A 20,485-nucleotide genomic window follows, 5' to 3' on the forward strand; every position below is an offset into this window, starting at 1 on the left:
ACCCTGACCGGCTGCAGCTCCGGGCAGATATCCCAGACCGCGTCTCAGGAGTCCGCGGTCGACGGCAGCAGCACGAACATCGGCCAGATCGCACTGCGTGACGTCAGGATCCAGGCGGACCAGACCGGCGACGCGGTGCAGCCCGGCAAGCCCGTCGACCTCCTGTTCGTCGCGACGAACCAGTCGGGCGACAGCCCCGATCGCCTGCTGAGCGTTTCTTCCGACATCGGATCGGTCACGGTGGCGGGTGACGCCACCGTGCCTCCGCTGGGCATGCTGTTCGTCGGCGCCCCCTACCAGCGGAACGCCGCCGCGCTCAGCGCCCTCAAACCCGCCCCCGCGGTCGCCGCCACGGTGACGCTGAACAGGCCCATCAGCAACGGACCGCTCTACAACTTCACCTTCACCTTCGAGCGGAACGGCCAGGCCACGCTCGGCGTGCCCGTCACCGCCCCGCAGAATACGCCGCCGACGCCGCAAGCCGCGTCGGCGGGCGGCGCGCACTAGGGCGCACCGGCGCGGACACTGGCTATCTGTCGGTCGGGGCGGATACCGTCTCGACGTGGCCAAGACCCGTACGCACCACCTCTGCTCGGACTGCGGGCATGCCACGGCCAAATGGGTTGGCCGGTGCCCGAACTGCGGCACCTGGGGCACCGTCGACGAGATCGCGCTGCCGGCACCGCTAGAGGCGGCCGCCGGCAAGCGCGGCGCGGCCGCGGTGCCGATCAGTTCGATCTCGCCGGACACGACGCGGCACTACCCCACCGACGTCAGCGAACTCGACCGAGTGCTCGGCGGCGGGGTCGTCCCCGGCTCGGTCACGCTGCTGGCGGGCGAGCCGGGGGTCGGCAAGTCGACGCTGCTGCTAGAGGTCGTCCACCGGTGGGCACAAGCCGGGCGGCGCGCGCTGTACCTGTCCGGTGAGGAGTCGGCCGGCCAGATCCGGATGCGGGCCGAGCGCACCGGGTGCAGCCACGACGACGTGTACCTGGGCGCCGACTCCGACCTGCACACGATGCTGGCCCAGATCGACACCGTCAAACCCAGCCTGGTCGTCGTCGACTCGGTGCAAACCATGTCGACCACCGACGCCGACGGCGTCACCGGCGGCGTCACCCAGGTCCGTGCGGTCACCACGGCGCTGACGACGGCGGCCAAGACCACCGGGGTGGCGATGATCCTGGTCGGCCATGTCACCAAGGACGGCGCGATCGCCGGGCCACGCACGTTGGAGCACCTCGTCGACGTGGTCCTGCACTTCGAGGGCGACCGGCATTCCGCGCTGCGGATGGTGCGCGGCGTCAAGAACCGATTCGGCGCCGCCGACGAGGTCGGATGTTTCCTGTTGCACGACAACGGGATCGAGTGCGTCGCCGACCCGTCGGGGCTGTTCCTGGATCAGCGGCCCGAGCCGGTGCCGGGCACCGCGGTGACGGTCACGCTGGACGGCAAGCGGCCACTGATCGGCGAGGTGCAGGCGCTGCTGCTGCCGTCGCCCAACGCCACACCGCGGCGCGCGGTCAGCGGCATCGACCACGCCCGCGCGGCGATGATCAGCGCCGTGCTGACGAAGCGGGCCGAGATGTTGAGGCTCGCGACGTCCGACATCTACCTGTCGACCGTCGGAGGCATGCGGCTCACCGACCCGTCCTCGGACCTGGCGGTCGCGCTGGCGATGGCGTCGGCGTACAGGGACCAGCCACTGCCGGGCACAGCGGTGGTGATCGGTGAGGTCGGGCTCGCCGGCGACCTGCGCCGGGTCACCGGAATGGAGCGGCGGCTGGCCGAGGCGGCGCGGCTGGGCTTCACCACGGCGCTGATCCCGCACGGCGTCAAGAGCGTGCCCAGCGAGCTGTGCGCGATGCCCGCCAAGACCCTCAACGGTGCACTGGGCCTGTTGCAGGAGATCGCCGTCAAGACGTGCCAAACTGCACCTCAGCGCTTGCTGGAAACGCCCAAGGACGACGAGCAGAACTGGTTATGACCTCACCCGACAAGAGTGCGGACACAAAGGCCCCGGTGGTGCATCCAGCGCTGCGACAGACGCTCGGCCGGATGGCGCCCGGCACCGCGCTGCGCGACGGGCTGGAACGCATTCTAAGGGGCCGCACGGGGGCGCTCATCGTGCTGGGCTACGACGAGCGCGTCGAGTCCATCTGTGACGGCGGCTTCTCGCTGGACGTCAGGTTCGCGCCGACCCGGCTACGCGAGCTATCGAAGATGGACGGCGCGCTGGTGCTGTCAACCGACGGCAGCCGCATCGTGCGGGCCAACGTCCAACTGGTGCCCGACCCGTCGATCCCCACGGACGAATCCGGCACGCGGCACCGGTCGGCCGAACGCACCTCGGTCCAGACCGGCTACCCCGTGGTGTCGGTCAGCCACTCGATGAGCATCGTGACCGTCTACGTGGCCGGTGAGCGGCACGTGATGGCCGACTCGGCCACGATCCTGTCGCGCGCGAACCAGGCCGTCGCCACGCTGGAGCGCTACAAGACGCGCCTCGACGAAGTGAGCCGGCAGCTCTCGACAGCGGAGATCGAAGACTTCGTGACCCTGCGCGAGGTGATGACCGTGGTCCAGCGGCTGGAGATGGTCCGCCGGATCAGCCTGGAAATCGACGAGCACGTGGTCGAACTCGGCACCGACGGCCGCCAGCTCAAACTTCAGCTCGAAGAGCTGGTCGGCGGCAACGACGCGGCGCGTGAGCTGGTCGTGCGGGACTACCACGCCTCCCCCGATCCGCCCAGCGGGGCCCAGGTGGACGCGACCCATGATGGGCTCGATCAGCTCTCCGACGCCGAGCTGCTCGACTTGACAGCGCTGGCAAAGGTTTTCGGCTACCCGTCGACGGCCGAGGCGCAGGATTCGGCCGTGAGCCCGCGCGGCTACCGCGCGATGGCGGGCATCCCGCGACTGCAGTTCGCCCACATCGACCTGCTGGTGCGGGCGTTCGGCTCGCTGCAGGGGCTGCTCGCGGCCAGCGCCGCGGACCTGCAGAAGGTGGACGGCATCGGCGCGATGTGGGCGCGCCACATCCGGGAGGGCCTTTCGCAGCTGGCCGAGTCGACGATCGCCGACCGGCTCGGCTAGCCCTGAGCGGCGGGCGCGGGGGGCGCGGGCTCCGGGGCCTGCGCCCCGGGCGCGGGCGGCGGGGGCGCGTCGGTCGGGGACGGCTGGGCGACGATGAACGGCACCGGCGCCGACCGCAGGTTGCCGAGCTGCACCACCAGGTTGTAGGTGCCCGGGCCGATCGGCTGGCGTGGCAGCGGGCACTGCGGCGCCGATCCCATTCCGGTCCAGGTGACCTCGGTGGTGACCTGCTCGCCGGGGTTGAATGTCTTGACCAGCGTCTCGTTGGACGGCGCGCAGTCGAGGTTCGACCACAGGCGGTTGTTGTCGAGCGAGTACACGTAGGCGGCCAGCACCGCGGCACCCACATCGCGCTTGCACGCCACCAGCCCGATATTGGTGACGACCATCGTGAACTTGGGCTGGTCACCGACGTTGTAGCGGGGCAGGTCGGTGAGGCCCTTGACGGCCAGCGTCGAGTCGGGGCAGTCGTCGCCCTCCTTCAGCACGGGTGGCGGTGTCACCGCCGCCGTCGGCGTCGGCGCGGGCGGCTGGACCTGGGGAGTGATCGGGGTCTTGACCTCCGGCATCGGCTGCGGCGCGTTGGAGGCGGCCGGGCTGGACTGCTTGTCAGCGTTCTTGGTGTTGGCTCCGACGCTGCCGGTCATCACGGTGACGACAACAGCGACCACAATGCCGATCACGACCACCGCGACGCCCAGCGCAAGGCCTCGGCGTCGCCAGTAAATTTGGGACGGCAGCGGGCCACGCGGTTCCAAATCCAGCACGAACTCACGGTAAGCCCAGGTCACCGCGAGCCGTCCGACCGCGCTCGGCGTGTCGCGGCCTGGGTCAGCTAACTCTCACCTGGGGTTTCGCCGATGTCACCGAGGAAGTCCCGCAAAACCACCCGCCCGTCGGCGAGGTGGTAGGTGAGACCGACGATCGCCAGCTCGCCGGTCGCGACCCCCTCCGCGATCGCGGTGGACCGGCTGATCAGCTGGACGCCGGTCTCGCGCACGTGGTACGCCTCGAATTCGTCGACCCGGGTCAGCCCCTCCCGCCTGCCCAACAGAATCGACGGCGTGACACGTTCGACCAGGTCACGAACGTATCCGCCGGGTACCACGCCATCGTCGAGAGCGGTCAGTGTCGCCTTGACCGCGCCGCAGCTGTCGTGGCCGAGCACCACGATCAGCGGCACCTCGAGCACGGTGACGGCGTACTCCAGCGAGCCCAGGACCGCGGAGTCGAGGACGTGGCCCGCGGTGCGGACGACGAACATGTCGCCCAGCCCCTGGTCGAAGATGATCTCGGCGGCGACCCGGCTGTCGGCGCAGCCGAACACCACCGCATTGGGCCGTTGGGCTTCGGTGAGGGTGGCGCGGTGCTCAACGCTCTGGCTCGGGTGTGCCGGCTCGCCGGTGACGAACCGCTCGTTACCCTCCTTGAGTGCCTTCCATGCGGTCACCGGGCTGGTTCGGGGCATGACGGACATTCTGCCCCGGCCGGAGGAGACGATTGAGCCGAGCAGGCTTGTCGCCTGGTATGAGAGCGCGCAGCGGGACCTGCCGTGGCGCCGGGGCGGGGTGAGCCCGTGGCAGATCCTGGTCAGCGAGTTCATGTTGCAGCAGACGCCGGTCGCGCGGGTGCAGCCGGTCTGGGAGGACTGGGTGCGCCGCTGGCCCACCCCGTCGGCCACGGCCGCCGCCACCGCGGCCGATGTGCTGCGGGCCTGGGGCAAACTCGGATATCCGCGCCGCGCGAAGCGGCTGCATGAATGCGCGACCGTGATCGCCACGGAGCACGCCGGCGTGGTGCCCGACGACGTCGACACGCTGCAGCAACTGCCGGGTATCGGCGGATACACCGCCCGCGCGATCGCCTGCTTCGCCTACGGCAGGCGGGTTCCGGTCGTCGACACCAACGTCCGCCGGGTGCTCGCCCGCGCGACGCGGGGTGCGCCCGATGCGGCGCCCAGCGCCCGCGACCTCGAAGCCCTGGAGCGGATGCTGCCCGAAGACGGCACGGCGCCCCGCTTTTCGGTGGCACTGATGGAACTGGGCGCGACGGTCTGCACGGCGCGGTCACCGCGCTGCGGGCTGTGCCCGCTGTCGACGTGCGCATGGCGCGCGGCCGGTCACCCGTCGTCGCCAGCGCAGGCCCGTCGCACCCAGACCTACGCCGGTACCGACCGCCAGGTTCGGGGTCTGCTGCTGGATGTGCTGCGCCGCAAAGACTTTCCGGTCACCCGCGCCGAGTTGGACGTCGCCTGGCTCACCGACACCGAACAGCGCGACCGAGCGCTGGCGTCGCTGCTCGCCGACGGGCTCGTCGAAAGGACGCGGGACGGCCGATACGCGCTGAGCGGCGAAAATTTCTGAGGGTCAGGCGGATTCGGCGGTTGGCCGGTCGGCACAGGCGAACCGGCGCCGGTAATCCGACGGTGTCACCCCGACCATCCTGCGGAAGTGGTGTCGCAGCAGGGTAGCCGTGCCGAAGCCGGAGCGCTCGGCGATGCGGTCAACGTCGAGATCGGTCTCCTCGAGCAGCCGCCGCGCGTAGAGCACCCGCTGCTCCGTCACCCACTGCATCGGGGTGGCGCCGGTCTCCTCGACGAAGCGCCGCGCGAACGTGCGCCCAGACATGTTGGCGTGCCGGGCCATCGTCGCGACGCTGTGGTCCCTGCCGAGGTTGGCCAGAATCCAGTCGAGTTGCGGCGCGAAGCCCGGTGAGCAGTGCACCGGAACCGGTTGCGAGATGTATTGGCGCTGACCGCCATCGCGCTGCGGCGGAACCACCATCCGGCGGGCAATGATGTTGGTGATCCTGCTGCCCAGCTCGCGACGCACCAGGTGCAGGCACGCGTCGACGCCCGCGGCGGTGCCCGCGCTGGTGATCAGGTCACCGTCGTCGACGAACAGCACATTGCGGTCGACGTCGGCGGTCGGGTACGCGCGCGCCAACTCGTCGGCGTGCATCCAGTGCGTCGTGCAGCGCCGGCCGTCCAGCAGTCCCGCCGCGCCGGCGATGAAGGCACCCGTGCACACGGTGAGGACGGTCGATCCCGCCGCGGCCGCGGCGCGAAGTGCCCGCAACGCCTCCGGCGGGTAGGGACGAGGGCCAGCCGCGGCTTTGGCGGCCGGAACCGCGACCAGATCCGCACCGGCGAGTCCGTCGAGGCCGTGCTCCGGGACGATCTGCACGCCGACGGAGGTGTGCAGCGGTTGACCAGCCCGTGGCCCGCACACCCGGAAGTCGAAATTCGGCACCCCGTCCGACGCGCGGTCGATACCGAACACCTCGCAGACGGTGCCGAACTCGAAGACCGCCAAGTTGTCGAGCGCCAAGACCGCCACCGTCTTCAGCATGGCAGTATTTTAATTCAATTAGTCAGTACTGCCACGGTCGGCCGGATATTCACTGTCGATAAGTCGGTGCCATGACTGTCGACTCCGACGGTCGCCGGCTCGAGCACGACCTCGAGGCGATTCGCACCGGCTTCGGGCGCAGCCCGTCCTCAGGCGCGACCGGCGAGGGTCGCCAGAAAGCCGCCGATCGCCCCGCGGTAGACATCCGGAGCCTCGTCATGCACAAGGTGGCCGGCCTCGGCCACCTTGAGATATGTTGTCCGATAGCCTGATTCGTGCATCCGGAGCATCTGGCCCGGGGGTGTCACCGAGTTCCCCGCCTCGATCAGCAGCGCCGGCACCCGCACCGCCTGCCACTGCTGCCAGTAATCGCGGGTTCCCCACTCCGCGGCGATCTCGATCCACCGCTCGACCGGGCCGTGCAGCCGCCATCCGGTGGGGGTGCGGTCGAACGCGTCCAGGAAGTAGCGGCCCGCGACCGGGCCGAACTCGTCGATGACCTGGCGGGCCGTCGTGAACTCGACCGGCAGCGCGTGCAGCCAGGGCTCCCACGGGCCGGTGGTACGCCCACAGAAATCCGGCGCCATGTCCTCGACGACCAGCGCGGCGACCAACTCCGGCCGCTCGGCGGCCAGGCACCAGCCGTGCAGCGCGCCCATCGAGTGCCCGATCAGGGTTGCCGGCCGGTTGAGCGCCGCGACCGCGTCGGCCAGGTCGGTGACGAAGCGTTCCGTACCGACCGGGTACGGGTCCGCGATGTCGCGGCCGCGGTGCCACGGCGCGTCGTACGTGTAGACCCGCCCGAGACGGGTGAGCCAGGACAGCTGCCGCGCCCAGGTGCTGCCGCGGCCCATCAGGCCGTGGACGAGGACCAGCGGTTCGCCGTGACCGCCGCGGTCGGTCAGCAGACCGGGCGATGAGCGCTCGCGCGACGAGCGGAGATCCGGCGATGAGCGCTCGCGCGACGAGCGGAGATCCGGCGATGAGCGCTCGCGCGACGAGCGGAGATCCGGCGATGAGCGCTCGCGCGAAGAGCTGAGTCCGGTGGCCACGGCCTCAATCATCCATCGCGGGCAGCACGGTAGCCTGACGGCATGACCGTGGTGAAGATCAACGCAATCGAGGTGCCGCCGGACGCCGGTCCGGAGCTGGAGAAGCGGTTCGCCCACCGGGCGCACGCGGTCGACAACCAGCCGGGCTTCCTCGGATTTCAGTTGCTGCGGCCGGTCAAGGGCGAGAACCGCTACTTCGTTGTGACGCAGTGGGAATCCGAAGAGGCATTCCAGGCCTGGGCAACCGGCCCGGCCGTCCACGCCCATGCCGGCGAGCGCGCGAACCCCGTTGCGACGGGCGCTACGTTGCTGGAGTTCGAGGTTGTGTTGGACGTTGCCGGGGCGGGCGCGAAGGCGTAGCGCAGGCCGGGCGCGTCATCGCGCGGCGGCGTCGTTCGCCGGTGTCGCGATGTCAGGCGCCTTGGTCTGTGGTTGCGCTGCGCCGCCCGCGTCGCCGACGACCGGCAGCACGGGCGAGAAGTTCAACACCAGTACACCCGTGGGTCTGCGCGCCAAACAGATCGTGGACATGCTGAATTCCGACTGGCCCATCGGCCCGGTCGGGATTCGCACACTGGCGGCTCCCAAGCAGGTCGACGACATCGGCACGACGATGGACGGCCTGTGGTGGGACCGGCCGTACACCGTCGCCGGCGTCGACCTGCACGCCGCGCAGGCCACCCTGCACCTGATCACCTCGTTCGGCGCCCGCCAGGACATCGACATCCACACCGATGACCAGACGATGGTGGATCGTTTCGACGTCGAGATGCAAAAGCCGAACATCAACTCGTGGGCCGGCGTCGACGCCGAGCTGCAAAAGTCCAACGCCCGGTACTCGTATCAGGTCGCGAAGGTCAACAACGGCCGCTGCGAACGGATCGCGGGGACAAACACCGCTGAATCGCTGCCGCTGGCTTCGATTTTCAAGCTCTATGTGCTGTACGCCGTCGCTGACGGTGTCAAGGCGGGCACGGTGTCGTGGGACGACAAGCTCACGATCACCGGCCAGGCCAAGGCCGTCGGCTCGTCCGGCCTCGAGAAGCTGCCGCCCGGCGCACAGGTCACCGTGCGCACCGCCGCGGACAAGATGATCGCGACGAGCGACAACATGGCCACCGATCTGCTGATCGGCCGGGTCGGCACACCGGCCGTCGAACGCGCGCTGGTCGAAGCGGGCCACCACGACCCGGCCAGCATGACGCCGTTCCCCACCATGCACGAGCTGTTCTCGGTCGGGTGGGGAACACCTGATCTGCGGGAACAGTGGAAGCAGGCGGTACAGTCCGGCGGGCCGCAAGGCCGTGCTCAGTTGCTAGCGCTGACGAACTCCCGGCCTTACCAACCGGATCCGAACCGCACCCACACCCCGGCTTCGACCTACGGGGCGGAGTGGTACGGCAGCGCGGAGGACATCTGCCGGGTGCACGCCGCGCTGCAGACCGGCGCGGTGGGTGCCGCCGCGCCGGTCAAGGAGATCATGTCGCAAATTCCGGGCATCGACCTGGACCGGCAGCAGTGGCCGTATGTCGGCGCGAAAGCCGGCAATCTGCCCGGCGACCTGGGCTTCAGCTGGTACGCGGTCGACCGCACGGGTCAGCCGTGGGTGGTCAACTTCCAGTTGAACTGGCCCCGCTACCACGGTTCCAGCGCGGGTGCCTGGCTGCTGTCGATCGCCAAGCAGGTCTTCGCAATGCTTCCCTGATCTGCTTGCCCGCGATCTGCACACGGCGGCCACTGGGGCTTTGTCTCGGATTAACACGGCTACGGTACGGTCGCAGGCGCTTTCCCAACCAATAGGTAGACGCATTCATGGCAGATCATCGCACCGACATCAATCTCCCGGACTCGCTGCATGGTATGGACGACCTCGCACTCGACATGCGGCTCATCTCGTCGCACCGTGCCGATCGCGTCTGGCATCGCGTCAATCCGGAGCTGTGGGGTGCGTCGCGCAATCCCTGGGCGGTGCTCAAATCGATCGGCCAGGCCGAGCTCGAGGAGCTGGGCAACGACGACGCATTCAGCGCCGAGGTGCGCACACTGATCGAAGATCGCCGGAGGCGCAACAGCGACCCGTTCTGGTTTCCTCAGTCGCAGGCGGCGAAAACCCTGAATCTGACCGCGTACTTCAGCATGGAGTTCGGTCTTTCCGAAGCGTTGCCGATCTACGCGGGCGGGCTGGGCGTACTGGCGGGCGATCACATGAAGTCGTCGACCGATCTCGGCGCGCCGGTGGTCGGAGTCGGCTTGCTGTACCAGCAGGGATACTTTCGTCAGGCCCTCGACTCGCAGGGCAATCAGCGCGAACTCTACCCGTTCAGCGATCCCAGCGAGATTCCGGTGCAGCGTTTGCGCGGCAACGACGGTGCCTGGATTCGCATCCCGCTCGATTTTCCGGGCCGCACCGTGTACTTGCGCGCCTGGGCCGTCAACGTCGGCCGGCTGTGGTTGTACTTGCTCGACAGCAACGATCCGGCCAACGACCCGTCAGACCGCGGTATCACGGCGCACCTCTACGAAGCCGATCCCGAAGTCCGGTGGGAACAAGAGATGGCGCTCGGGTTCGGCGGCTGGCAGCTGCTGCGCGAGCTGGGACTCGATCCGGATGTCTGTCACCTCAACGAAGGGCACGCGGCATTCGCCGTGTTGGAACGCGCCCGTTGGATCGTGCGGGAACAGAACGTGCCGTTCGACGTCGCGCTGACCGTCGCGCGCGCGGGCACCGTGTTCACCACCCACACGCCGGTCGCCGCCGCCTTCGACAGGTTCGATCCCAGCTACGTCATCGGTTACCTCTCGCCGTTCGCGGCCGAGATGCGCGTAGGCATCGGCGAGATCCTCAGCCTGGGCCGCATGCAGCCGAACGACGATACCGAACCGTTCAACATGGCGTTCCTCGCGATTCGCGGGGCGTCCCGCATCAACGGCGTGAGTCGGCTGCACGGCGAGGTGAGCCGCGAACTCTTCGCGGATCTTTTTCCGCGCTGCCCGATCGAGGAAGTTCCAGTCGGGCACGTCACCAACGGGGTCCACGTTCCATCATGGGACTCGCCGGCCGCCGACGAGCTGTGGACCAACGCCGAGCTCCGCGACCAGTGGCATGGCGTTCCGACCCCGATCGTCGAGCGGATGGAGAAGGTCCCGACGGCCGAGTTGTGGAGGATGCGCAATCGCAACTGCGAGCGCTTCGTGCTCTGGGCGCGCCAACGGCTGGCACGCCAATTCACGATCGCCGCCGCCGGCGCGGATCGCATCGACGAAGCGCAGCGCATTTTCGATCCGAATGCCCTGACGCTCGGCTTCGCCCGGCGCTTCACCGAGTACAAACGCACTGCGCTCCTGCTGCACGATCCCGACCGCTTCGCGCGCATTCTTACCAATCCCGAACGGCCCGTCCAGATCGCCGTCGCCGGAAAGGCGCATCCCGCCGACACGTTCGGGAAAGCGATGATCCAGCGCTGGTATGCGTTCTCGCAACGCCCGGAACTTCGCTCGCACGTCGCGTTCATTGCCGACTACGACCTGCTCCTCGCCGAACAGCTCGTCGAGGGAGTCGACGTCTGGATCAACACGCCCCGCCGGCCCTGGGAAGCCAGCGGTACGAGCGGGATGAAGGTGCTCGTCAACGGCGGCCTCAACCTGTCGGAGCTCGACGGCTGGTGGGCCGAAGCATACACACCGCAGGTGGGTTGGGCGATCGGCGACGGACGGGAACACAATAACGACCCGCAGTGGGATGTCGAGGAGGCGGAATGCCTCTACGCGCTGCTGGAAAACGAGATCGTCCCAATGTTCTACACGCGCGAAGAGAACGGGATCCCGGAAGACTGGATGCGACGCGTGCGCGAGAGCATGGCGACGCTGACGCCCCAGTTCTCGTCGGAACGCATGGTCCGGCAGTACGTCGAGGAGCTCTACGCCCCCGCGGCGGCCGCCTACCGCACGCGCCTGGCCGACCATTGCCGGGTCGGGAGCGACGTGCAAGGCTGGCGGGAAATGATCGCGAGCTACTGGAGCGACGTGTCGTTTGGCGCGCTCCACGTCGAGCCGGCCGGAGACGGGCACCAGTTCCGAGTCCTCGTTTCCCTCGGCGCGATCGGACCGGAAGCGGTACAAGTGCAGCTATACGCCGCCGCCTGGGAACACGGTGCGACCGAACGGATACCGATGGAACGCGGCGACGAAGTCATTCGCGGGACGTTCAGCTACCACGTCCAGGTCGAAGGGCCGCGACCGCCCGAGGTGTACACCCCTCGCGTCGTGCCGTATCACCCGGACGCGTCGATTCCGCTCGAAGCCGAAAAGATCTGCTGGTACGCGCGCTAGCTACTTCGACCTGAAAAAGGGTTAGTGGTCTGGGGCCAGTTCGGGGTGTCTGGTCGGTGGGCTGGTCGGGTCTGCAAATCATGGAGCCAGGGCGCTGATCTTGACGAGGTTGTGGGCAAAGACTCCATGTCCGCACCAGGTTCGGGCGCCGGTGAGGGTGGTCAATTCGGTGCGGTTCCATCCGTAGCTGCGTTTGAGGTGGTTGATCCGGCCTTCGCATCCGGTTCGCCATTTGATCTTGGCGCGGAAAGCTTTTCGATGTTCGAACTCTCGGCGAGCGGCACTGGGTTTACTGGCACGCGGGATCGCGACGTGGCGTACCCCGAGTTCGTGCAGTTCGGCGTCCACCGCGGCGTACCCGTAGCCGCGATCAGCAGTTACCGTGGTGGGCGCACGTCCGGCACGCTCTGCGATACGTGCGATCGCCGGCGCCAATTGCGGCGCATCAACAGGGTTTCCGATCTGGACGGTGTGGTCGAGGATGACCCCGTCAGCGTTGTCGACGACCTGGGCCTTGTAGCCGAACCCCACCGGCTTACCGAGCCGACCCTTGCGGATCGGACGAGCGTCGACGTCATGGAAACTGACCATCCGGGTCGCTGAATCAGGCATCACTCCGGCCAATCGGCTGCGGGTCTGAGCCACCACTCGACCTGTGCGTTGCAGCAGCGTATCGAGGTCATTGACCGCTCGGTGCAACTGGCCACGGCGCCGCCCCGTCGCACTAGGTAAACCTCGTCGGGCGTTGCGTAGCACCGCCTGGGCATCACGGATCACCGATTCGGCGATACCGGCGAGCTCCCCAGTGATCCGCAGGACCGCAGCCTGACCCTCCTCACGCGCCGCCGCGCCGCGCAGCCGCAGCTTGGCCGCAATCGAGCGGGCCCGCTGACCCGCGCAGCGACTGCGGTCGCGCACCCGGGTGCGAGTCGCTGCGCCAGCGGCCTGAATACGCCTGATCGTGCCAGCGATGCTGCCCACCGCCTTGGCCAACAAACCCGAGTCGGTCGGATAAGCCACCGCCGCTGGCACCACAGTCGTATCAGCGCGGACCTTGTCGGTACGCAGCAGCTTGTGCTCGACGGCCTTGGCTAACAACGCCTCGTTGAGCCCGGTCACCGCGGCATCGCCGCACCGGCGAGTCAGTTTCATCAACGTTGTCGGATGCGGAACCCGCGTGCCGAACGGGATGCGGCAGAACCGTTGCCAGGAAATGGAATCACCGACTTCGCGGCACAGCGACTCGTAGCCCAGCCGGTAACGGAACTTCAAGAACATCATCCGCAGATAGGTCTCCATCGGTACCGACGGACGACCGATTCGCGCGTCGAAATACGGCGCCAACGGCGCGAAGAACGCTGGGTCGTCGAGCAGCCTGTCCACCCGCGCCAACCCATCGGGCAACACCAACAGCTCCGACGGCAGTATTACGTCCCACAACGACGGCTGGTCATTTACAGTTCTGAGCACGATGGCCTCGATCCCTTCTTGCCCAAGGGTTCGAGGCCATCATCTCGTCAAACAACGACCAGTTCAGCCACCGCCACGCCCCGACTTTTTCAGGTCGAAGTAGCTGGCGGGCGTCCCGAACTTCGCAAGGCATGGATGGGCGAGCGGCTGGGGTTCGGTTGGGCGAATGCGGAGAAGGCCGTCGTGCTCATGGGGGTTTTCAGCGTGGTCAAGCGCACTCATCAAGTTCGCGCAAAATTACGAGCGCGGCCAACACATCGCGCGCTAACGCGAAACGCGTAGCCGCCTACCATGAGGCGCGACTGGCCGAGCTCATCGAACACATTACGGCTGCGCTCGACCGCTACCGCACCGGCGAGATCGACGCCTACGCCATCGACGAGACGATCCACCACTATCACCGAGCTGCCCGCGAGCTGTGGAAGTTCTGCTGGTCCGGCGGCGGTGGAACACACATCGATCTCATCGCCCACCTCCTCGATCAAATGGCCACCGACGGCGAAACCATTAACTGGTGGGAACAGGTCACGCCGCGACAACGCGAGTGATCACCCATAGCTGAACCCAACCCCGACCCACCGATCGGGTGATGTCAAAATTTCATGATCAAAACCGGCCACTCGCCCCCACAGTGAACTCAGCATTCGCGAACAACTGCCGTCGTCGATTAACGGCCAGATCCAACAGCCTTGAGCCCCAACGAACGTGAGGTGACGACGATTTTCCATACCCACGGCGGAGCGAGCGCAGCCCCCTAGATTGCTGACACGAAGTTTTGAGTTATTTGGTCCCACCCGGGACGCACGCGCATGCGGGAAAATCGGGTGGTGCCCACTCACCATCCGATTTTCGGGTCAGACCCTCAAATGTGGTCTGTTTCGAGACCAGGCCGGACAAGGACTCCAGACCGACCGCCTTTATGACATCGCCTCGGCCCACGCGATATGACCTTCGAAGCCAAGGATTCTCGCCATGTCGCGGTAGCGATCCCTAAAGTCGGCGTAAGCCGCGGCATCGCCGTGAGGCCGCGCCAGCAGAGCCCGCAGCCGCAACAGCCAGATTTCGTTCAGCACGAATCCCGGGTCGGTCGGCACCGCCGCTAACCGCTCGATCGCGGCCTGCGCATCGTGCAGGTCGGCGTCGGCGTCGGTGCCGCGGCGCAGCAGCGATTCCACCAAAACCGTGGTGGCCGGGCCCCGATCGATCATCTGGCTGGTGTCGAACAGGTCGTCGACGACCGCATGGGACAGTGAACACAGAGCTTGATCGAATCACGGTAGGGAGCGGCCGATGTCGGAGCAGTTGATCCCCGCGGCCCGCGACCTTGTCGGCCGCATTCTGGAGGAAGATCCGGAGCGGGTGCACCACTGTGCGGAAGTCGCCGTCAGGGCGCAAGCACTCGTCGCGACGGTGCCGCCATCGGCGGCCGAAACCGTGGTCGCCGCGGCGTGGCTGCACGACATCGGCTACGGGTCCCGGTTGCGGGACAGCGGGTATCACCCCCTCGACGGGGCCCAGTACCTGCGCCGGGAAGGCTGGCCCGAAGCCGTATGCGACCTTGTCGCGCATCATTCGGGTAGCCGCTTCGTCGCGCGCGTTCGCGGGCTCGACGATCGATTAAGCGAGTTCAACTTCGTCGAGGATGGGCTTTCGGATGCGCTGACGGTCGCGGACAACACCGCCGGACCAGACGGGACAATCATGACATTGGACGAACGGTTACGGGACAAGCTCAAACGACACGGACCCGACTCGCCGAACGCCAAAGCCAACCCGGAGCGCGACGACTATATTCGCGCCGCTGCCCGGCGCGTCGCCGATCGCCTCGCCGCCGTGGGACGGCGCGACCCCGGCCTGGATGGGTTCGACGACCACCCCGGCTAGCGCGTTTCACATCCGGTGACCAACGGGCGAACGGTCGGTGTACGCACGGATAGTCGCCGAGGCACCACCAAACAACCGACCGGTGTTCGCCCGTCGGTCGTCGATCCTGCGTGTCCGCTAGACGTCCGGCGCACCACCGAGCGAATAGTGCAGTCCCGCAGGCGAATAGCGACCGCACCAGCCCCGCCCCCGCCGGCGCGGATGCGTGCAGATGCCCGCGCTGATCCTCCACTGACTTCGCCGGAGCCAGCCGAGCCATCGCCGCGCGGTAGCCCGCTGATGAACACTTCGCACAAGGCCGTCAGAAACGGTGATTCCGAGTTGGATGGGGATAGATCGTTATCCCGTCGCCGTAGGAGCGTGTCGCCATGACCGCCATAAAGTCCAACTGGCCTTCCGCTGAGTTGCAACCACTGAGCGACGAAACCCTCGCCCAGCTGGACGGTTGGTGGCGCGCTGCGAACTACTTGTCCGTGGGCCAGATCTACTTGCTGGACAACCCGCTGCTGCGGACCCCCCTGGCGCGCGAAGATGTCAAGCCGCGCCTGCTCGGCCACTGGGGAACCACGCCCGGCCTGAACTTCCTCTACGCGCACCTCAACAGGATGATCAAGGAGCGTGGACAGTCGACGATCTATGTCACCGGACCAGGCCACGGTGGGCCGGGCCTGGTGGCCAACGCCTACCTCGACGGCACCTACTCGGAGGTCTACCCCGACATCACCCCTGACGTCGAGGGTATGCGGCGGCTGTTTCGGCAGTTCTCCTTCCCGGGCGGCATTCCTTCGCACGTCGCTCCCGAGACGCCGGGCTCGATCCACGAGGGCGGCGAGCTCGGCTACGCGCTCTCGCACGCCTACGGCGCCGCGTTCGACAACCCGGATCTGCTCGTCGCCGCGGTCGTCGGCGATGGTGAAGCGGAGACCGGAGCGCTCGCGACGAGCTGGCATTCCAACAAGTTCATGAACCCAGCCAAGGACGGCGTGGTGCTGCCAATCCTGCATCTGAACGGGTACAAGATCGCGAATCCGACGGTGCTCGCCCGCATCCCGCAGGATGAACTGCGCGACCTCATGAGGGGTTACGGCCATAACCCGTACTTCTTCGAAGCGGAGGAGGACTCCGACACCGCGGATGCACACCGTCGGTTCGCGATGCTGCTCGACACCGTGCTCAACGAGATCTCGGAGATCAAGACGAAGGCCGCTGGCGGTGACGAACGGCGGCCACCTTGGCCGATGATCGTCTTCCGCACCCCGAAGGGATGGACCGGCCCGGCCTACATCGACGGGAAGAAGACCACGGGATCCTGGCGCGCACACCAGGTTCCGCTGGCCAACGCCCGCGATACCCCGGAACACCTGCGGGTGCTCGGGGTGTGGCTGGCCTCCTACCGCGCCGACGAACTGTTCGACGAGGACGGCAAGATCGACCCCAAGATCGCCGACCTCGCGCCGACGGGCACGCTGCGGATGAGTGACAACCCGCACACCAATGGCGGGCTGCTGCTGAAGGCTTTGCGGCTGCCCGACTTCCGGGACTACGGCGTAGACGTCCCTGCCCCGGGCGCCACCATCGCCGAAGCCACCAGGGTGCTCGGTCAATGGCTCACCGACGTGGTACGGCTCAACCCCCACAACTTCCGGATCTTCGGCCCCGACGAGACCGCGTCCAATCGCCTGCAGGCCGTCTTCGACGTGACCGCCAAGCAGTGGAACGCCGAATTCTACGGACCGGAGGTCGACGAGCACCTCGCCCGCGCCGGGCGCGTGGTCGAGATGCTCTCCGAGCACCAGTGCCAGGGATGGCTCGAGGGATACCTGCTCACCGGGCGCCACGGCATGTTCAACTGCTACGAGGCGTTCATCCACATCATCGACTCGATGTTCAACCAGCACGCCAAGTGGCTCAAGGTCACCAACCACATACCGTGGCGGCGGCCGATCGCGAGCCTGAATTACCTACTGTCGAGCCATGTCTGGCGTCAGGATCACAACGGGTTCAGCCACCAGGACCCCGGCTTCATCGACCATGTGGTGAACAAGCGCGCCGAAGTTGTCAGGGTGTATCTACCGCCGGACGCGAACACTCTGCTGTCCACGTACAACCACTGCCTGCGCTCGCGCCAATACGTCAACGTGGTGGTCGCGGGCAAGCAGCCGCACCCCAACTTCCTCACCATGGAGCAGGCCATCGCGCACTGCACCAGGGGGCTCGGGATCTGGGAGTGGGCCGGCACCGAGCAGCTCGGCGAGGATCCCGATGTCGTCATCGCTGCCGCGGGCGACGTCCCGACCCTCGAAGCCCTTGCGGCCGTCGATTTGCTCAGGCAGCACCTGCCCGACCTGAAGATCCGCTTCGTCAACGTGGTGGATCTGATGCGACTGCAGCCCGACACCGAGCATCCGCACGGCATGTCCGACCGGGCCTTCGACATCATCTTCACTCGCGACAAGCCGATCATCTTCGCCTATCACGGATATCCGTTGCTGATCCACCGGCTCACCTACCGTCGCGCCGGGCACGACCAGCTGCACGTGCGGGGCTATAAGGAAGAGGGCACCACCACCACCCCGTTCGACATGGTGATGCTCAACGACCTCGATCGCTTCCACCTGGTGATGGACGTGATCGACCGGGTGCCGTTCCTGCAGTCGACGTGCGCAACTTTGCGTCAGGAGATGGCCGACAAGCGGCTTGCGGCGCGGGAGTACACCCGCGAGCACGGCGACGACCTCCCGGAGGTGCGCGACTGGGTATGGCCGGGCGCGCGCGGTATCGAGGTCCAGACCAATATCAACGCCACCGCCTCGACAGCAGGTGACAACGAATAGCCGGGTGCTATTCCGGCCGAATTCACGTTAGCCACGAACTGGACACTTCTGCGCAAGAGTTCAAACGGCGACTCGCTCGGACGAGCAGATGCGACAAACGAGGACTAAAGAGATGACAAAGCATACAGAGCGCGCCGCTTCCAATGTGACGGAGGTCGATCCGGTTCGCAAGCTACTCGAACAATATGGATGCGGCCCGATTCAGTTCTCGGGCACCGCCGACGGGCTCTACGAACGCCATCTCCTGTTCGACGACGTCGTTGACCCGGCCCAGGCTGGTCCGCGGGAGAAGTTCGAGGCGGCTGCCCGCTCGGTGAGGGACGTCCTCTCACAGCGATGGGTGCGCACGGAGCAGACCTACACGCACGCGAACCCAAAGCGCGTCTACTACATCTCACTGGAGTTTCTCATCGGCCGCTCGCTGGCCAACAACGTCACGAACCTCTGGCTCGATGCCCTGGTAGAGGAGGCCGTCGAAAAGAGGGACCTCGATTGGCTCGGCCTGCTCGAACAGGAGCCTGACGCGGGCCTCGGCAACGGTGGGCTTGGGCGCCTAGCGGCGTGCTTTCTCGACTCGATGGCGACGATGCAGCTGCCGGCCATGGGCTACGGCCTGCGCTACGAATACGGCATCTTCCGGCAGTCGCTCGAGAAGGGGTGGCAGCTCGAACAGCCGGACAACTGGCTGCGGCACCCCGATCCGTGGGAGGTCGCACGTCTCGACGAGCAAGTCGAGGTCAAGCTCAACTGTGCGTTCGAGCTGCGCGGCGGTAGCCTGCGTGTGGTTCCCGGCCGCCGGTCCACGCTTTTCGGCATCCCGTTCGACCGTCCGGTGGTCGGCTTCGGCGGCAAGACGATCAATACGCTGCGGCTCTGGGCTGCCGCCGCGCCCGATTTCTTCGACTTTCAGGAATTCAGCGGCGGCGACTTCGTCGGTGCGTTGGCAGAGACACTCGCCGCCGAATCCCTCACGCGGGTGCTGTACCCGGACGACTCGACGGGCATGGGTCAGGGACTGCGCTTCATTCAGGAGTACTTCCTGGTCGCCTGCTCCCTCGCCGATCTCGTGCGCCGCTTCCGCCAAACGAACGACGATTGGCGCGCACTGCCCGAGAAGGTCGCCATTCAGTTGAACGACACGCATCCCACCCTGGCCATCCCCGAGCTGATGCGGATTCTGCTCGATGATGCACACCTCGGCTGGGACGAGGCATGGGATCTCACCCAGCGGACGCTCGCGTACACGAACCACACGCTGCTGCCGGAAGCGCTCGAGAAATGGCCCCTCGCCTGGCTCGACGCGCTGCTGCCGCGCCAACTGGAGATCATCCTCGAGATTAATCGGCGCCTGCTCGACAACGTCAGGCGCCGCTTCCCAGGCGACGACGGGCGGGTCGAGCGGGTGAGCCTCGTCGAGGAGGGCGCTGCGCGCAAGATTCGGATGGCCAACCTGGCGATCGTCGGCTCGCACAGCACCAACGGGGTAGCCGCGATTCACTCCGAGCTGCTGCGCACCATGACGGTCAAGGACCTGGCAGAGATGTTTCCCGAGCGGTTCGGCAACAAGACCAACGGGGTTACGCCGCGCCGCTGGCTTCGGCTGGCGAACCCGGCGCTCGCGGCCACGATCACCGAGGCGATCGGCGAGGACTGGGTGACCGACCTCGCCGAGCTACGCAAGCTCACACCGCTCGCCGACGACAACTCGTTTCGTGATGACGTTGGCAAGGCCAAACGAGAAGCGAAACTCCGATTCGCGGACTGGCTCACGGCGACCTCGGGCCAGGCCGTCGATCCGGACACCATTTTCGATTGCCAGGTCAAGCGCATTCACGAGTACAAGCGCCAGCTCCTGAACGCCCTACGGATCGTGGTGCTGTACAAGCGGCTGCGCGAGAACCCCGAGCTCGACACCGCGCCCCGGACATTCTTCTTCGCGGGCAAGGCCGCCCCCGCCTACCACCTGGCCAAACTCATCATCAAATTCATCAACAACCTGGCCGGCACGATCGACGGCGACCCTGCCGTGCGCGGTCGAATCAAGGTCGTCTTCTTGCCCGAGTACTGCGTTTCACTCGCCGAGTACCTGATCCCCGCGGCAGACGTCTCCAATCAGATTTCGACCGCCGGCTACGAAGCCAGCGGCACAAGCAACATGAAGTTCATGATGAACGGGGCGCTGACGATCGGCACGCGCGACGGCGCGACCATCGAAATGGCCGAGGAGGCGGGAAACGAGAATTTCTTCCTCTTCGGATTGACGGCCGAGCAAGTGGCCGGCAGCCGCGGCTGGTACCGGCCGCAGTGGCACTACGACAACGATCCGGAGACCCGGGCGGCGCTGGACCTGATCTTCTCCGGCCATTTCAGCCGCAACGAACCCTGTGTCGCCGCCGCGCTGCACGACACGCTGCAGACCCATGGCGACCAATACATGCATCTGGCAGACCTGAAATCGTATCTCGAGGCA

General features: G+C 66.9%; 17 protein-coding genes. 11 read left to right on the plus strand and 6 right to left on the minus strand.

Annotation, left to right across the window (positions count from 1 at the left end; genetic code table 11):
* The 3 genes from VKI00_RS15710 to disA form a co-directional block, all read left to right on the plus strand.
* Positions 1–507: hypothetical protein (locus tag VKI00_RS15710; RefSeq protein ID WP_324438874.1), on the plus strand; the 507-nt coding region annotated here is incomplete at its 5' end.
* A gap of 55 nt (positions 508–562) precedes the next feature.
* Positions 563–1,987 carry a DNA repair protein RadA gene (gene radA / locus VKI00_RS15715; protein WP_324438876.1) on the plus strand — a complete coding sequence of 475 codons (1,425 nt, stop codon included), beginning with the start codon at positions 563–565 and terminating at the stop codon, positions 1,985–1,987.
* Positions 1,984–3,096 carry a DNA integrity scanning diadenylate cyclase DisA gene (gene disA / locus VKI00_RS15720; protein ID WP_324438878.1) on the plus strand — a complete coding sequence of 371 codons (1,113 nt, stop codon included), beginning with the start codon at positions 1,984–1,986 and terminating at the stop codon, positions 3,094–3,096. Before radA ends, disA begins: the two co-directional genes overlap by 4 nt.
* On the opposite strand, the gene VKI00_RS15725 is transcribed toward disA, so the two are convergent.
* Together VKI00_RS15725 and VKI00_RS15730 are read right to left on the minus strand one after the other, a co-directional pair.
* Entirely contained in the window at positions 3,093–3,863 is a 771-nt protein-coding gene (locus VKI00_RS15725) for a hypothetical protein (RefSeq protein ID WP_324438880.1), read from the minus strand. The two genes, disA and VKI00_RS15725, sit on opposite strands and share 4 nt — an antisense overlap.
* Before the next feature lie 68 nt (positions 3,864–3,931).
* Positions 3,932–4,564 carry a carbonic anhydrase gene (locus VKI00_RS15730; protein WP_324438882.1) on the minus strand — a complete coding sequence of 211 codons (633 nt, stop codon included), beginning with the start codon at positions 4,562–4,564 and terminating at the stop codon, positions 3,932–3,934.
* Here VKI00_RS15730 and VKI00_RS15735 point away from each other — a divergent pair.
* Entirely contained in the window at positions 4,563–5,459 is an 897-nt protein-coding gene (locus VKI00_RS15735) for an A/G-specific adenine glycosylase (protein WP_324438884.1), read from the plus strand. The two genes, VKI00_RS15730 and VKI00_RS15735, sit on opposite strands and share 2 nt — an antisense overlap.
* Positions 5,460–5,462: 3 nt before the next feature.
* Here VKI00_RS15735 and VKI00_RS15740 read toward each other — a convergent pair whose 3' ends face one another.
* Positions 5,463–6,446: a GlxA family transcriptional regulator gene (locus VKI00_RS15740; RefSeq protein ID WP_324438885.1), complete on the minus strand. Its 984-nt coding sequence runs from the start codon at positions 6,444–6,446 to the stop codon at positions 5,463–5,465.
* A 149-nt stretch (positions 6,447–6,595) separates the two neighbouring features.
* On the minus strand, positions 6,596–7,354 hold the full coding sequence (locus VKI00_RS15745; RefSeq protein WP_324438903.1) for an alpha/beta hydrolase: 759 nt from the start codon (positions 7,352–7,354) through the stop codon (positions 6,596–6,598).
* 186 nt (positions 7,355–7,540) lie between these two features.
* Between VKI00_RS15745 and mhuD the strand changes: the two genes are divergently transcribed.
* The 3 genes from mhuD to glgP all read left to right on the plus strand — a co-directional run bounded on the left by mhuD (position 7,541) and on the right by glgP (position 11,827).
* Positions 7,541–7,858: a mycobilin-forming heme oxygenase MhuD gene (gene mhuD / locus VKI00_RS15750; protein WP_324438887.1), complete on the plus strand. Its 318-nt coding sequence runs from the start codon at positions 7,541–7,543 to the stop codon at positions 7,856–7,858.
* Entirely contained in the window at positions 7,833–9,203 is a 1,371-nt protein-coding gene (locus tag VKI00_RS15755) for a serine hydrolase (RefSeq protein ID WP_414687214.1), read from the plus strand. The genes mhuD and VKI00_RS15755 overlap by 26 nt, the downstream gene beginning before the upstream one ends.
* Before the next feature lie 107 nt (positions 9,204–9,310).
* Positions 9,311–11,827, plus strand: coding sequence for an alpha-glucan family phosphorylase (glgP, locus tag VKI00_RS15760; protein ID WP_324438891.1), 2,517 nt, complete (start codon positions 9,311–9,313; stop codon positions 11,825–11,827).
* Between the two features lie 78 nt (positions 11,828–11,905).
* On the opposite strand, the gene VKI00_RS15765 is transcribed toward glgP, so the two are convergent.
* Positions 11,906–13,297, minus strand: coding sequence for an ISNCY family transposase (locus VKI00_RS15765; RefSeq protein WP_422656526.1), 1,392 nt, complete (start codon positions 13,295–13,297; stop codon positions 11,906–11,908).
* A gap of 131 nt (positions 13,298–13,428) precedes the next feature.
* Here VKI00_RS15765 and VKI00_RS15770 point away from each other — a divergent pair, with 131 nt between their 5' ends.
* Entirely contained in the window at positions 13,429–13,845 is a 417-nt protein-coding gene (locus VKI00_RS15770) for a hypothetical protein (RefSeq protein ID WP_324438893.1), read from the plus strand.
* Between the two features lie 369 nt (positions 13,846–14,214).
* On the opposite strand, the gene VKI00_RS15775 is transcribed toward VKI00_RS15770, so the two are convergent.
* On the minus strand, positions 14,215–14,505 hold the full coding sequence (locus VKI00_RS15775; protein WP_324438895.1) for a hypothetical protein: 291 nt from the start codon (positions 14,503–14,505) through the stop codon (positions 14,215–14,217).
* A gap of 82 nt (positions 14,506–14,587) precedes the next feature.
* Between VKI00_RS15775 and VKI00_RS15780 the strand changes: the two genes are divergently transcribed.
* The 3 genes from VKI00_RS15780 to VKI00_RS15790 all read left to right on the plus strand — a co-directional run.
* Entirely contained in the window at positions 14,588–15,181 is a 594-nt protein-coding gene (locus tag VKI00_RS15780; RefSeq protein ID WP_324438897.1) for an HD domain-containing protein, read from the plus strand.
* A gap of 368 nt (positions 15,182–15,549) precedes the next feature.
* Positions 15,550–18,015 carry a phosphoketolase family protein gene (locus tag VKI00_RS15785; protein WP_324438899.1) on the plus strand — a complete coding sequence of 822 codons (2,466 nt, stop codon included), beginning with the start codon at positions 15,550–15,552 and terminating at the stop codon, positions 18,013–18,015.
* A gap of 145 nt (positions 18,016–18,160) precedes the next feature.
* Positions 18,161–20,485 (plus strand): glycogen/starch/alpha-glucan phosphorylase (locus VKI00_RS15790; protein ID WP_324438901.1); only part of this gene is annotated, 2,325 nt, incomplete at its 3' end.

This window comes from Mycobacterium sp. (assembly GCF_035314665.1).
GTDB lineage: Bacteria > Actinomycetota > Actinomycetes > Mycobacteriales > Mycobacteriaceae > Mycobacterium.